16 protein-coding genes are annotated in these 13,311 nt (G+C 69.9%); 7 read left to right on the top strand and 9 right to left on the bottom strand.

The window, feature by feature from the left end; genetic code table 11:
* Nucleotides 1-42: 42 nt before the first annotated feature.
* The 3 genes from LY40_RS02080 to LY40_RS02070 all read left to right on the top strand — a co-directional run bounded on the left by LY40_RS02080 (nucleotide 43) and on the right by LY40_RS02070 (nucleotide 2,360).
* On the top strand, nucleotides 43-807 hold the full coding sequence (locus LY40_RS02080; RefSeq protein WP_183787307.1) for a polyprenol monophosphomannose synthase: 765 nt from the start codon (nucleotides 43-45) through the stop codon (nucleotides 805-807).
* Between the two features lie 2 nt (nucleotides 808-809).
* Nucleotides 810-1,772, top strand: coding sequence for a threonine/serine dehydratase (locus tag LY40_RS02075; protein ID WP_258935766.1), 963 nt, complete (start codon nucleotides 810-812; stop codon nucleotides 1,770-1,772).
* 198 nt (nucleotides 1,773-1,970) lie between these two features.
* The gene (locus LY40_RS02070; protein WP_258935765.1) at nucleotides 1,971-2,360 is read left to right on the top strand and encodes a hypothetical protein; all 390 of its coding nucleotides are present in this window, start codon (nucleotides 1,971-1,973) and stop codon (nucleotides 2,358-2,360) included.
* 31 nt (nucleotides 2,361-2,391) lie between these two features.
* Here the strand turns inward: LY40_RS02070 and LY40_RS02065 are convergent, their stop codons facing one another.
* Nucleotides 2,392-3,297, bottom strand: a complete 906-nt coding sequence (locus LY40_RS02065; protein WP_258935764.1) for a helix-turn-helix transcriptional regulator — start codon at nucleotides 3,295-3,297, stop codon at nucleotides 2,392-2,394.
* A 100-nt stretch (nucleotides 3,298-3,397) separates the two neighbouring features.
* Between LY40_RS02065 and LY40_RS02060 the strand changes: the two genes are divergently transcribed.
* On the top strand, nucleotides 3,398-4,837 hold the full coding sequence (locus tag LY40_RS02060; RefSeq protein ID WP_258935763.1) for an MFS transporter: 1,440 nt from the start codon (nucleotides 3,398-3,400) through the stop codon (nucleotides 4,835-4,837).
* Between the two features lie 134 nt (nucleotides 4,838-4,971).
* Here LY40_RS02060 and LY40_RS02055 read toward each other — a convergent pair whose 3' ends face one another.
* The 4 genes from LY40_RS02055 to LY40_RS02040 all read right to left on the bottom strand — a co-directional run bounded on the left by LY40_RS02055 (nucleotide 4,972) and on the right by LY40_RS02040 (nucleotide 8,551).
* Nucleotides 4,972-5,325 carry a VOC family protein gene (locus tag LY40_RS02055; RefSeq protein ID WP_183787302.1) on the bottom strand — a complete coding sequence of 118 codons (354 nt, stop codon included), beginning with the start codon at nucleotides 5,323-5,325 and terminating at the stop codon, nucleotides 4,972-4,974.
* A gap of 268 nt (nucleotides 5,326-5,593) precedes the next feature.
* Nucleotides 5,594-5,935: an RNA polymerase-binding protein RbpA gene (locus LY40_RS02050; RefSeq protein ID WP_183652060.1), complete on the bottom strand. Its 342-nt coding sequence runs from the start codon at nucleotides 5,933-5,935 to the stop codon at nucleotides 5,594-5,596.
* Nucleotides 5,936-6,193: 258 nt separating this feature from the next.
* On the bottom strand, nucleotides 6,194-7,099 hold the full coding sequence (locus LY40_RS02045; protein WP_258935762.1) for a thymidine kinase: 906 nt from the start codon (nucleotides 7,097-7,099) through the stop codon (nucleotides 6,194-6,196).
* Nucleotides 7,100-7,126: 27 nt separating this feature from the next.
* Nucleotides 7,127-8,551, bottom strand: a complete 1,425-nt coding sequence (locus LY40_RS02040) for an MFS transporter (RefSeq protein ID WP_258935761.1) — start codon at nucleotides 8,549-8,551, stop codon at nucleotides 7,127-7,129.
* 238 nt (nucleotides 8,552-8,789) lie between these two features.
* Between LY40_RS02040 and LY40_RS02035 the strand changes: the two genes are divergently transcribed.
* Nucleotides 8,790-9,470 (top strand): transglycosylase family protein, encoded by a 681-nt coding sequence (locus LY40_RS02035; protein ID WP_183787300.1) that lies wholly within the window; start codon nucleotides 8,790-8,792, stop codon nucleotides 9,468-9,470.
* A 22-nt stretch (nucleotides 9,471-9,492) separates the two neighbouring features.
* Here the strand turns inward: LY40_RS02035 and LY40_RS02030 are convergent, their stop codons facing one another.
* The gene (locus tag LY40_RS02030; RefSeq protein ID WP_258935760.1) at nucleotides 9,493-10,341 is read right to left on the bottom strand and encodes a glycerophosphodiester phosphodiesterase family protein; all 849 of its coding nucleotides are present in this window, start codon (nucleotides 10,339-10,341) and stop codon (nucleotides 9,493-9,495) included.
* 67 nt (nucleotides 10,342-10,408) lie between these two features.
* Between LY40_RS02030 and LY40_RS02025 the strand changes: the two genes are divergently transcribed.
* Nucleotides 10,409-10,774: a hypothetical protein gene (locus tag LY40_RS02025; RefSeq protein ID WP_372497669.1), complete on the top strand. Its 366-nt coding sequence runs from the start codon at nucleotides 10,409-10,411 to the stop codon at nucleotides 10,772-10,774.
* A gap of 238 nt (nucleotides 10,775-11,012) precedes the next feature.
* Here LY40_RS02025 and LY40_RS02020 read toward each other — a convergent pair whose 3' ends face one another.
* The 3 genes from LY40_RS02020 to LY40_RS26470 form a co-directional block, all read right to left on the bottom strand.
* Nucleotides 11,013-11,624 (bottom strand): MSMEG_1061 family FMN-dependent PPOX-type flavoprotein, encoded by a 612-nt coding sequence (locus LY40_RS02020; protein WP_258936249.1) that lies wholly within the window; start codon nucleotides 11,622-11,624, stop codon nucleotides 11,013-11,015.
* 294 nt (nucleotides 11,625-11,918) lie between these two features.
* Complete coding sequence (locus LY40_RS02015; protein ID WP_258935759.1) at nucleotides 11,919-12,227, bottom strand: DUF3626 domain-containing protein; 309 nt, start codon at nucleotides 12,225-12,227, stop codon at nucleotides 11,919-11,921.
* Between the two features lie 82 nt (nucleotides 12,228-12,309).
* Nucleotides 12,310-12,408 carry a DUF3626 domain-containing protein gene (locus LY40_RS26470; protein WP_372497697.1) on the bottom strand — a complete coding sequence of 33 codons (99 nt, stop codon included), beginning with the start codon at nucleotides 12,406-12,408 and terminating at the stop codon, nucleotides 12,310-12,312.
* A gap of 324 nt (nucleotides 12,409-12,732) precedes the next feature.
* Here LY40_RS26470 and LY40_RS02010 point away from each other — a divergent pair, with 324 nt between their 5' ends.
* Complete coding sequence (locus tag LY40_RS02010; RefSeq protein WP_258935758.1) at nucleotides 12,733-13,161, top strand: PGPGW domain-containing protein; 429 nt, start codon at nucleotides 12,733-12,735, stop codon at nucleotides 13,159-13,161.
* The last annotated feature ends 150 nt before the right edge of the window (nucleotides 13,162-13,311 follow it).

Here is a 13,311-nt window from a genome sequence, read left to right as displayed (position 1 = left end):
CCGGTGACGCCGCAACCGACACAGGGGAGACAGGGGAGCGACATGGCGGAGGGCGCGCACGCCGGCGAGATCGATCCTGTGCTGGTGATCGTCCCGACCTACAACGAGCGGGAGAACCTCACGCCACTCCTGCAACGTCTCCACGACGCGCTGCCCGAGGTGCACGCGCTCGTCGTCGACGACGGCAGCCCGGACGGCACCGGCGAGCTCGCCGACAAGTTCGCCGCCTCCGACGACCGCGTCCACGTGCTGCACCGCACGGAGAAGTCCGGGCTCGGAGCCGCCTACATCGCCGGTTTCCACTGGGGACTCGACCACGGCTACCGCACACTCGTCGAAATGGACGCCGACGGCTCCCACGCCCCGGAGGACCTGCCGCGGCTGCTCGCCGCACTCGACGAGTCCGACCTGGTCATCGGTTCGCGTTACGTGCCGGGCGGAGCGTTGGTCAACTGGCCGAAGCACCGCGAGGCGCTCTCGCGCGGCGCCAACCTCTATTCGCGGATAGCGCTCGGCGTGCCGGTCAACGACATGACAGCCGGGTTCCGCGCCTACCGCGCGCCGGTGCTGGCCGCACTGCCGCTCGGCGAGGTCGTCTCCGCTGGCTACTGCTTCCAGATCGACCTGACGCTGCGCACGGCCGAGGCCGGGTTCGACATCGTCGAGGTGCCGATCACGTTCACCGAGCGGGAGATCGGCACGTCGAAGATGAACGGCTCGATCGTCGGTGAGGCCATGCTGCGCGTCGCCCAGTGGGGCCTGCGACGGAGGCTGGGCCAGTTGCGCCGGCTGGTGACCCGGCGCTGACCATGCTCACCCCAGCCGACGTGGCCGCCGCCCGTGACCGGATCCGCGGCCACATCCGCACCACGCCGCTGCTGCAGGCCGACACCGCCTCGCTGCACCGGGACTCCCCGCCGCACGCCGACGCGGCGGCCACCGTGTGGCTCAAACTCGAACAGCTGCAGCACACCGGGTCGTTCAAGGCCCGGGGCGCGTACAACCGCATCCTCGCGGCGGCCGCCGACGGGCAACTGACCGAGGCCGGTGTCGTGGCGGCCTCGGGTGGCAACGCGGGCCTGGCCGTCGCACACGCCGCCGCCCGGCAGGGCGTGCCCGCACGCGTGTACGTGCCCGAAACGGCACCGGCGGTGAAACAGGCCAAGCTCGCGGACCTCGGCGCCACCGTCGTGGCCACCGGGACCAAGTACGCCGACGCCTACGACGCCGCGACGGCCGACGTCGCCGAGACGGGCGCGCTGTTCTGCCACGCCTACGACCAGCCAGAGATCTGCGCCGGACAGGGCACACTGGGTGCGGAACTGCTGGAGCAGACCGGTGGCGTCGACACGATCCTCGTCGCGGTCGGCGGCGGCGGGCTGCTGGCCGGCATCGCCGCGGCGACCGAGGGGCGGGCCCACGTCGTCGGTGTCGAACCCCAGACGATCCCCACGCTGCACACGGCGCTCGCCGAGGGCACCCCGGTGGACGTCGACGTCTCGGGCGTCGCGGCCGACTCGCTCGGCGCCACCCGCCTCGGCGAGATCGCCCACGAGGTCGCCGTGCGCACCGGTGTCGCCTCGGTCCTGGTCGACGACGCCGACATCGTCGCGGCACGGACGCTGCTGTGGCGCGAGTACCGCATCGCCGTCGAGCACGGAACCGCGGCGGCACCGGCGGCCCTGCTGGCGGGCGCCTACCGGCCTGTCGCAGGCGAGCGCGTCGCCGTCGTGCTGTGCGGCGCCAACACCGACCTGTCGGATCTCGTCTGACCGTTCCGCGGCGCAGTCCCCGGCGGTCCCAGGGAACGCCGGGGATGCGGTGCAAGACCCGTCGCCCGGAGACCGTCGCTCGGAGGCCTCCGGCGTGATCGGCCCGCGTCGTCCTCGGCAGGTCGACCATTCCGGACATCGGCCGGCGCCGAGCGAGCTACGATCACGCGAGGCGGCGCAGGCGGGAGGGCACGGACGATGACGATCCTGGCGCTCGGGCTGGCGCTCGCCGTGCTGGCCGGACTCACGGTGATGCAGCTCCTGCTCATCGGCGGCCGACCGCTCGGGGAGTACGCGTGGGGAGGCCAGCACCGAGTGGCGACACCCCGCCTGCGGCAGGCGGCCGTGGTCGCCGTCGTGTTGTACGCCGGGTTCGCTCTCTTGCTGCTGAGCCGAGCCGGCGTCCTGCACGGTGGCGACACCACGGCGATCACGGCGGCCACCTGGGTGCTGTTCGCCTACTGCGCGAGCAGCATCGCGCTGAACGCGATCTCGCGCAGCCGGCGCGAACGCATCGTCCAGACGCCCGTCAGCATGCTGCTCGCCCTCGACGTGCTGGTCATCGCGATCAACGGTCCCGGCGCCTGACACCGCAGCCCGCGCCGCACGACGCCGGTGTTCACCCCGCGACGATGCCGCGGTCGTCGTCGGCCGTGACCGCAGTCAGATGCCGCCGGGCCTGCTGCCCGGTCTCGATCCGCCCGGTCTCGATGAGGTTCTGCAGCGTCTCGAGCCGTGCCTGAGTGGTGTTGTCGGCAGGTTGGAACACCCGGAGGGTCAGGCGCGTGTTCTCGGCGACCGTGAACCCGAGAGTGTGGAGCATCAGGGTGCCGACGTAGGGATTTCTGATCTGCGGCTGGCAGCGGGATTCGACGCCCACGGCACCGGAGTCCCAGAGGTCGACGAACCGGGGGACGGTGCGCAGCCGCTCCAGCAGCGGCGGCCAGGCAGGGTCCGTGAGAGTGGTGCCGTAGACCCCGCGCATTCTCGCCACGAGTGCGGTCGCGTAGTCGTCGACGTTGACGAATGCGGCCCTCCAGTGTGGATCGGCGAGAGTCAGCAGGACGTTGTTGCGGTCCTCCGGGGCGTAGGACTCGATGTCGTGCACCAGGTAGCGGTAGGACTGGTTGTACGCGCGCAGGAAGTACTGCGAGTCGGTCACCATGGCGGGAAAGGGCGACAGCTGGTCGAGCGTGGTGCGGAGCCGGTCCGAGATCGCCGATTCGCCCGCGTGGTCGGCCGCGGCGGTGTAGCCCGCCAGCCGGAACAGATGGGCACGTTCGGCGTGGCTCAGCAGCAGCGCGTCGGCGATCGATTCGAGCACGGTGATCGACGGCTGCACGCGGCGGCCCTGTTCCAGCCACGTGTACCAGGTGGTTCCGACGTTCGCGAGCACCGCCACTTCCTCCCTGCGCAGCCCGGGAACCCGCCGCCGGGTGCCTGGCGGCAATCCGACCTCGGCCGGTGTGACACATGCGCGCCGGCTCTTGAGGAACACGCCGAGCTCCTCGCTACTCGTGGCCATGCCCCGATTATGCGTCCCGGCATGTCACCGAGGGTGGTGCTCGCGCCACCAGCATGCCGACACACTGGGCGCGCGAGGTGCCCGCCCGCACGCTCGAGGCATGACAACCACCGATGCACCTCCGGCCGACCCCGAGGTCGGCATCGCGGCCCTGTGGCCGCTCTACCTCGGCTCGTTCTTCTCCACATCACTGATGGCGCTGTCCAACACGGTCGCTCCGGCTACGCAGGCCGCGCTCGGCGCCACGGATTCCGAACTCGCCCTGGCGACCGCCGCGCTGGGCGCCGCCTTCGCGTCCGGCCTGGTTTTCGCCGGCCGACTCGGCGACCGCATCGGGCGCAGGCTCCTGTTCCGCAGCGGCATCGCGTCGATCGCGGTCGCCTGCGTGCTCGTGGCCTTCGCACCGAGCGTGCCGGTCCTCGTGGCTGCCCGGTTCGTTCTGGGTGCCGCTGCGGCGGTCACGCTGCCGCAGGTGCTGGCGACGATCCAGCACACCTTCGACGGAGCCGCCCGGGCGCGGGCGATCGGGTGGTACGGCGCGTCCTCCGGCTTCGGCACCATCGGCGGACTGGCCACGGGTGGCGTGCTGGTCGACGCGCTGGGCACGGCCAGTGGGTGGCGGGCGTCGTTCCTGGCCTTCGCCGTGTTCGCCGGCCTCGGCTGGTTCGGGTCGCGCCGGGTGCCGGAGACCCGGAGCAATGCACCCGGCACCCTCGACCACACCGGCACGGTCCTACTGGCCGTCGGACTGTTCACGCTGATCGTGGGCCTGTCACTGGGTCCGGGCCGGGACTGGTCCGGGGACGTGCTCGCCGTGCTGGGCCTGGCCGTGGTCGCGTTCACCGCGCTCGGCGTCCACCAGTGGCGGCTCGAACGGCGGGGCGGCGAGCCGGTCCTTCCCCCGTCGGTGCTGGGCATGCCTGCCATGCGGATCGGTCTCGCGATGGTGGTGATCTTCTTTGTGGGTTTCGGGGCGTTCATGTTCGACTTCGCGCTCATCACCCAGCGAGGCCACGGCCTGTCCGTGCTGGAATCGGGTGCTGCGCTGCTGTTGTGCTGCGTCGCCTTCGTCGTCGGCATGCGGCTCACGCCGCGGGTGGTCGGCCGGTTCGGCGGTCCGCGTGTCCTGGCCGCGGCGGCGTTGGCCCAGGCCGTGCTGCTGGCGGTCATGGCCACGATCTCGTTCGTCGGCCCCGCCGGGCGCTGGTCGTGGGAGTTGTGGTTCCAAGTGCCGGGAACCGTCTACGGCGTGGTGCTGGCGTTGGAGTTCGGACCGTTGCTCGGTGTCGTGATGGACGCGGTGCCGAAGGAGATCGCCGGTCTCACTGGCGGACTGTTCTCGACGATGCAACAGGCGAGCGTAGCGATCGGTGTGGCCACTCTGGGCGGGCTGCTGACCACGATCGCGGCGACCTCGGGGTTCGACACCGCGTTCGGCGTGGTCGCTGTGATCAACATCGCCGGTGCACTCGGGTTCGGTGCGGCGGCCGTCGTGCTCGGCCGGCGGAGCCGCGCGCAGGGGGCCGCGCAGGGGGCATAGTGCGGCCGGATCCGGCGATGCACCGGCCGCGACCACTCCGGCCTGCGTCGCTGACGCTCTGCCCGCACCGTCACGACGAGGAGGATCTCAGTCCGCATGGCCGGTCCCGGGAAGTTCGGCCTCGATGTGGGCGATCAGCTCAGATGGGCGACCACGTTCACGACCGTGCCGCCGGGATCCTCCACGAAGAAGCGGCGCACACCCCACGGCTCGTCGGTCAGCGGATAGACGACACGCAGACCTCGCCGCATCACCTCGGCGTGCGCCGCGTCGACGGCCGCAGGCTCGCCCACGTCGATCCCGAAGTGCGGCGAAGGGTTCTCCATCCCTCGTGGAGGGATCAGGACCTGGTCGGAGGGATCGGCAGGCGACGCCAAGCCCAGGACCGGCTCTTCCATGACGACCTCGAACCCGAACACCGCGACGTAGAACTCCCGGGACGCCGGAAGATCGTCACCGTCTGCGTAGGGAATGACTCTCTTGATCATGCACGCACGATCGCATGCCGCCGTGCGGTTGGCTTGGAGAAATCGGAGGCGCTGCTCGCGGCCGCGGTGACGGCTCGGGCCGGTGCGACGAGCTCGGGCCGGTGCGACGAGCTCGGGTCGGGCGGTGGCAGGGGAGCGAACGGACCCGGACAGACGTTGGCGCCCGCACCTCAAATGAGATGCGGGCGCCAACGATGTGGTGGGAGCGGAATCTCCGGCCGACGACCCGGACGAGCCTCGCCTCGGCGGGGCCGTCAGCGACGCCGCGTCACGCGCGGCCCCGGCGGGCCTTCAGCTCCTCGAGGCGCTCGTTGAGCAGTTCCTCGAGTTCCGGCACCGACCGGCGTTCCAGGAGCATGTCCCAGTGCGTACGCGGAGGCTTGACCTCCTTCTGCTCCGTCTGACCGCCCTCGATGATGTCCGACTCACTGCCGTGCAGTCGGCATTCCCACGTCGCGGGGATCTCGGCGTCGTCGGAGAACGGAACCTCGAACTCGTGGCCCTTGGGGCACGCGTAGCGCACGCTACGCCGCGGAGCGAGGTCGTGATTGCGGTCGGTCTCGTAGCTAACCGCTCCCAACCTGCTGCCACGGAGAACACGGTCGGCCATGATGAGTCCTTTCAGTCGGCTCCTGGCGGAGCCCGGGTCATGCTCACCGAGTGCAACGAACGCCGCCGCCGGGTTCATTCCCCGTACGCCGGATCGTAACCCACGGCACTCGGTACACCCGCCGCGACGAATCGCGCCGGGACAACGGTCTTCTCCCGAAAGGGAGACGGCAGCCGCGCTCGTATGACGCTCCGATGGCGCGCTTCTCGGACACACCCCCGCACGGGGGACCCCGCGGGTGCGGGGCCGAGCCGATCGTCAGGTCAGCCGCAGCTGACCGTGGCCGGAACCGGCAGGTCCGAGATCTCCGAGGCGGTAATGCCGCCGACACAGTACTTGGTAACGCACCGTAGTGCTGTCGGTCTGCGAGGGTGGTGTCGTCCGATTCACCTCCGCGATGGACACCTCGCCGTCGTCGTCCGAGGTGTGGGCCACCGCGGGTGACACGGTCAGGGGAGCGCCCGGCGGGTTCGGCGTGGCGCCGTCCGCGCCGGGGGCGTGTGTGTCGCCGGCGGTCTCGTGCAGCGGCTGCGCGTCCTCGGTCACGTCTGCCGTGTCTGCGACGACCACCGTGTCACCCGTGCGCTGCACTTCGTCGCCGTACACCCGCGCGTTGAACCGGCCGGGCAGTCCACACCAGCACAGCACCTCCACCTGCACCGGCTGCAGCTCGTCCGCGAGTTCGAACAGCCGCCGCGCGCCGGGGAACAGCCTGCTGCGGAAGTCGGTCGCGATGCCGAAGCAGTACACGTCGATCGTGGCCTCGTCGGCGAGCTCGCCAAGTTGTTCGACCTGGGCAGGGGAGAGGAACTGCGCCTCGTCGACGATCAGGTAGTCGACGTGCGTGCCCTGTTCCCACGCCTGCCGCACCACGCTGCGCAGATCCGTGCCCACGTCCAGTTCGAGTGCCTCCCGCGTGATCCCGATCCGGCTCGTGATCTGGCCGGGCCCGGAGCGGTCGTTGCTCACCAGCAGCAGTCCCTGTCTGCCCTGCCGCGCCAGATTGTGATCGATCTGCAGCGCGAGGGTCGATTTCCCGCAGTCCATCGGACCGTACGAGAACTTGATCTTTCCGACGTTCGGCACCTCGCGGCGCGAACCCCAGGCGGGGACCGGGGAAAGAGCGTCGGTCGGGTCTGCTCCGGGGCTCTCGAGCGCTGTCACGCCGGAGAACCCTAGCGGCCGGCGACGCTACAGCACCTTAGGCTCCTCGTTGCCGGCCGCCGCGATGGCCCTTCTCACAGGCACCAGCGCCACGAGGACGAAGCCGGCCACGAAGAAGATCACCAGGGCGATGATCGCGTACCGGAACGACCCCGTCGCCTGGCCCACGCCCGCGAACACGAGCGGCCCCAGCCACGACGTGCCACGCTCACCGACCTCGTAGAGCGAATAGAACTGCGCTTCCTTGCCCGCCGGGATGAGCTGGCTGTACAGCGATCGCGACAGCGCGTTCGTGCCGCCGAGAACCAGGCCGATCCCGACGGCCAGCGCGTAGAACTGCATCGCCTGGCCCTCCTCGACGAAGTAGGCGAACACCAGCACCAGCACCCACACGGCCAGGCTCGCCAGGATCACCTTCTTCGCTCCGAATCTGCGAGCCGCGAAGCCGTGCAACATACCGCCGATGTAGGCCACGAACTGGATGACCAGCACCGTCGCGATCAGCACCTGGTCGCTGAACCCGAGCTCCTCCGTGCCGTACTGCGCAGACACGCTGACCACGGTGTTGATGCCGTCGGTGTAGACGAGATATGCGCCGAGGAAGCCGAGCGTCAGCGGGAGGGCCTGCGCCGCCTTGAACGTGTCCTTCAGCTCCACGAATCCGGCCGTGAGCACGCGGAGGCCCTTCTCGCCGCCGTGCGGGCTCTGGTGTTCCTGCAGCCTGCGCAGCGGGATCAGCGTGAACAGGGCCCACCACAGTCCCGAGGAGAGATAGCAGATCCGCACCGCGGTCGACTCGCTCACGCCGACCATGTCGCGACTGAGATAGAACGCCAACTGCAACGCGAGTGCGACACCGCCACCGAGGTAGCCGAACGCCCAGCCCTTGGCCGAGACGTCATCGCGCTCATCGGGTGTCGCAATCCCGGGCAGGAAGGCGTAGTAGGTCACGATCGAGGCGCCGTAGCCGATGTTGGCCACGACGTAGAGGACCGCTCCCAGCTCCCATCGCCCGTCGTCGACGAAGAACAGCAACGCCGACGCCGTCGCACCGAGGAACGCGAACCCCGCGAGGATCCTCTTCTTGCGCTGGCTGCGGTCGGCGATCGCGCCGGCGATCGGCAGGATCAGGACCTGCACGATCGTCGCGACAGCCAGCAGGTAGCCCCACAACGACCCGGCGGGGAACGACAGCCCGAACGCCGAGATGTCGCAGTCGACGAGCCGGTTCTCGCCGCCGTCGGGACCGGTGCAGGCGGCCGGGCCGTTGCGTGCGACGTCGGCCCGCGCGGCGTCGGCGGCGACGGAACTCATGTACAGCGCGCCGAAGACGGTGATCACGGACGTGTAGAACGCCGAGTTCGCCCAGTCGTAGAAGTACCAGCCGCGTTGCTCCCGTTTTCGCTGTGCGGGATCGGCGGGCGGTTGCGGGCCGGGCAACGTGCTCGTCATGCGGTGTCGGTGTCCTTCGATGTGGTCGTGGTCGTTCGCGTGGGCCGGATCGGCCACGCCTGTCGCCGTCGGTGTGACGCCCGGGCCGCGGTACCGGTGCCACCGGCCCGACGTTCGGCGGTGCCGTGCATCCGGGTGATCCCGGGTGTCGTAGCAGTATCCCCCGCGTGTGGTATGTGATACTGCCGTTTCCAGTGTGACTGTTGTGGCGGGTGTCCGGTTTGCTTACCGTGCCGTTATGAACAGCCGCCGACTCCGTGGCCTGGCACGGGGATCCACCAGACTGCTCCTCGTCGCCCTGGCCGCGCTCGGCGCGCAGTTCGCGCTCGCGGTACCCACGTCAGCCGATCCCGACCGCGCCGACTGGGCCAAACTGCGTATGTGCGAGTCGACCGAGCGGTACCACGTCAACACGGGAACCGGATACTACGGCGCCTACCAGTTCGATCTGCCGACCTGGCGGAGTGTCGGCGGCACCGGTAGACCCGATCGGGCGACGCCGGCCGAACAGGATTACCGCGCGCTGTACCTGTACCGCATGCGTGGCTGGCAGCCGTGGGAGTGCGCGGGAATGGTCGGGTTGGCTGACGACGTCGACGCACGGAGCAAGGTGGTGCCGAGTCGCGGCGAGTCCGCGTACATCGGCGGCAGGCAGCCCGCGGCACCGTCGCCGAGTCGGCCGGCCATGCCGGACTGGCCGGGCGTGGTCTACGCCTACGGCGACTGCGCCCCGCAACTGCGCACGTTCCAGTTGCGCATGAACGACTTCGGCTACGACTTCGAGGGCACCGGCTGCTATTACGACGAGACGAAGGAAGCAGTCCTCGACCTGCAGCGCGCCAACGACATCCGCGATTCGGGCAGGCTCGGCCCCAAGACCTGGAAGGCCGCGTGGGAGGGAACCGCGCCGCCGCGGTGAGGACGGCCGCGGCGGCGCGGTCTCAACCATCCGCGGAGTCCGCGCTCCCGGCCGGGTCGGGGGCGGCTTCCGACCGCTCCGTGGTCCATGCGCCCCGCTCCTGCAGCACCTCGCGCAGCACGTCGGGACGGTCGGTGATGATGCCGTCCACTCCCTGGTCCAGCAACGTGCGCATCTCGTCGGCGTCGTCGACGGTCCAGACGTGCACCTCCACACCGGCGCTGCGCGCCGCGCGCACGAACGCGCGGTCCACGACCGTCATGCGGCCCTGCCGTCGCGGCACCTGCGCCATCGACCCGCGGGAGAAACGGCCGAGCCGCAGGAACGGCGCCCAGCCGTTCGCCCACAGCACGGCCACCGAACGCGGGCCGCACGCGGTGAGCAGGCGCTCGCCGCCCAGCGCACGCAGCCGTGCCAGCCGGGAGTCGGCGAACGCCGCGGCCGCGACCCGGTCGAAGGTGCCGGTTCGCGTGAGCACCCGCACGAACGGCTCGACCGCGTCGTCGGCCTTTACATCGATGTTGAACCGCACATCCGGCAGTTCTTCGAGGACGTCCTCGAGCCGCGACACCGCCACACGGCCGTCGATCTTCGCGCGGCGGACCGCTTCCCACTGCTGTTCGGCGATGGGGCCGGTGCCGTCGGTAGTGCGGTCGAGCAGCGCGTCGTGATGCACCACGACGACGCCGTCGGACGTGGCGTGCACATCCGTCTCGACGTACCGGTAGCCCTCCTCGGCCGCGCGCCGGAAGGCGGGCAGCGAGTTCTCGAGTCCGTCGAGCTCGCCCACGTGCCAGCCGCGGTGAGCCAGCGCGCGGGGGAACGTGTCGTCGAGATAGGGATGCGGATGCCGATGCCAGGTATGCGCCACGCCGTCCAGTCTGCCGGACCGGCGTGGCCGCGGCATGGACTGCGCATGGCCGTCTAAGGTCGGAGTGGTGAGTGAGGCACCGTCCCGCGAGGAACTGCAGGCTCTGCGTACACCCGTGCCGCAGCACTGCGGCTGGTGCGGCCGCGCCGTCGAACAGCCCGCTGCGGCAGGGCGTCGGCGACGGTACTGCGGCCGCTCGTGCCGCCAACGTGCCTACGAACGTCGGACGGCCGTCCAGCGCACCGGACTTCCCGAGGATGCCGTGGTGCTGTCGGGCGCAGAGGTCGCGTCGCTGCAGGACCGGCTGTTCCAGCTCCGCTGCGCCGCCGAGGACGTCGCCACAGCGGCCGCGGACGGCGCTGGACCGGACGAGCTCGAGAAGCTGTCCACCGAGGTGGCTCGCATCGCCCATGACATCGAGGCGCTCCGCTGAGTCGGCGTGGTCGACGCGTGGCGGGCTGGCGCTGTGGGGTGTTTGGGCTGTGGGGTTTGGACTGTGGGATGCGATCACGCATGCGTCGCTCACGGACGTGACGGTGCTCGGCGCGCGATGAGCAGTCGCCGCCGTCAGCGACAACCACCCGCCGCTGAAACACCCGCCACTATTTCGACACCGTGACAAAACAGCGGCGGGTGTCCGGACCTTCGATCCGAAGGGGAGAGGGTGCCGATCAGCCGCGATAGAGCTTCTCGTGGTAGCGCTCGCCGTAGTGGTCGTCCAGTTCGCCGAGTGTCATGCCGGTGTTCTCGACCCGATCGGCGATCATGGCGCGCCGCGGCAGATCGTCGGGACGCCAGGATTCGGGCTGCCACAGGCCGGACCGGAGGAACGCCTTCGAACAATGGAAGAAAATCTGTTCGATGTGGACGACGACGGCCAGTACGGGCCGGTGACCTTTGACGATCATGTCGTCGAAGAACGGCGCGTCACTCACGAGTCGTGCGCGGCCGTTGATGCGCAAGGTGTCACCGCGGCCCGGGGCGACGAAGTTCAGGCCGACGTGCGGGTTCGCCAGGATGTTGCGGTAGCCGTCGGCACGGCGATTTCCCGGCCGTTCCGCGATGGCGATCGTGTGGCCGTCGAGTACGTGCACGAGACGGCCCGCCGGGTCGCCTTTCGGTGAGACGTCGCAGCGGCCGTCGGAATCGGCTGTCGCCAGGAAGCAGAACGGCGACATGGCCAGCCAGTCCCGGTCGATGTCGGTGAGCTCGGTGCGTTCCTTGGTCCAGGCGCGTGGCTGGGGTTCACCGAGCAGCTCCGTGAGTGCCGCGGCGTCGGTGATCTCCGCATGTGCGAGCGTGGGAGCTGCTGTGTACGTCGCTGTGTGCGCCGTCGTGAGTGCTGCCGTGGGTGCAGTGGCGTCCTGGACGGCTGTCGTTCGGCCCGTGGCGATGTGGTCGTCGGCGTGGTCATCGGTGGTCACCGCATCGAGGCTACGGAGGCCGGCGCCGCGGGCACAGATGTCGCGGACCTGTCGGCCGCTGTGTCGGGGCCTGTCCAGCGGTTTTCGTGTGTGTCCGATGCCGCTATCCGGATCCACACCGCCGTTATACGAGTGCCGATAATGCACATTATGTTAAGTATTGTTCTGAGGGGCGCCCCCGGCCGCTCTCCGGCCGAAGCGCGCCAGGCAGTGCCACAGCTGTTTGATCCACTGCCGTGGATGCTCCCCGCGCCGTGCGGCGTCGCCGATGACGTTCGGGGTCAGCACGGGTGCCAGTTCCCGCGCGAGTGCGACGATGTGCGCTCCGCGGTACGACTCGTCGATGTCGTCCGGTGCAGCCAGGAACCCTGGATGGAACTCGACGCGCCAGCCGGTCCGTGCGGCCGCCTCCGTCACGTCGGTGTCGGCGAAGCACGGATCGCGCCGCCGTAAGGACGGCACCACGGTTCCATGCCCCGTAGACGGGCCGCTCCGACGCCGGTCGGTGGTCGTAGTGGCGATGGAACAGCCTGCTCTCCCACTGTCACCGGTCCCCTCCCGGAAATGCGGTGAGCCCACCGTTGGAGACACCGGTCGTGAACTGTGACCGGTAGACGTTGTCCGCTGCGAGCGATTGGATGATCTTCTGCCCGCCGTGTGGTCAATCGGGGTGGAACTGCAGGGTCACGGCCTCGACGCGGGCGGCGGGCCGCATGTGGTCGTCACCGTGGGCACCCATGGCCGCATCGTAGGCATCCGCTCCCCTGTTTCCAGGATCTCAATTGAGCGGGCTGACCGAACGGTCGGTCTCGGTCCGAACCTGTGGTCGGGTCCGTCCGCGCCTAACCCCGCTCTCCCCTGTCACTTTGCCGTTGTGGCGGGCCGGAGGCCGCCCGCGAGAACGGCGTATCCGATGGCAGAACCGTAGACTGACGACAACGGCCGCCGGCGCGGACGAAGGAGGCACATGGGCCACCGACACCCGGTGACGCGGGTCGTGCTCGCCGTGGTCGGCAGCGTGGTGCTGCTGATCGGACTGGCACTGCTGGTGCTGCCCGGCCCGGGACTGCTGCTGGTGCTCGCCGGGCTGATCGCCCTCGCGGCGGCGTTTCCCGCGCTGCAACGCTACATCGAGCCGGTCAGAGCGCGGGCGATGCAGGCGGCCGAGAGCAGCGTGGCGACTCCGCTGCGCATTGCCGGGTCGGTGCTGGCCGGACTGGGGCTGATCGGCGCCGGGGTCGTATCGGGACTCGTGCCGCAGCTGCCGCTGGCGGGGTGGGCCACCGGCGTGAGCTTGATCATTTCCGGGGTCGTGTTGCTCGGCCTGCTCTACTACAGCCACCGGCGCGTGCGGTCAGGTTCCGCATACGCCAGCGGAAGCCGCGAAACCCGCTAGGCGGCCCCGGCACTCTTGGCCGGTGGTCCCTATGAACGCCAACGGTCACGAGGGTTGACCGTACGCTCGCGGTGGTTCGTGGTTCGCGTTCGTTTCCACGCCGGAGACGCGGGTGGGCCGGTGAGGATCCCGGGTGGAAATCCGCACCGC

The organism is Prauserella salsuginis, assembly GCF_024648885.1.
Taxonomy (GTDB): Bacteria; Actinomycetota; Actinomycetes; order Mycobacteriales; family Pseudonocardiaceae; genus Prauserella; species Prauserella salsuginis.
The sequence above is the reverse complement of the archived record's forward strand: the minus strand, read 5'-3'. Positions and strand labels throughout refer to the sequence as shown.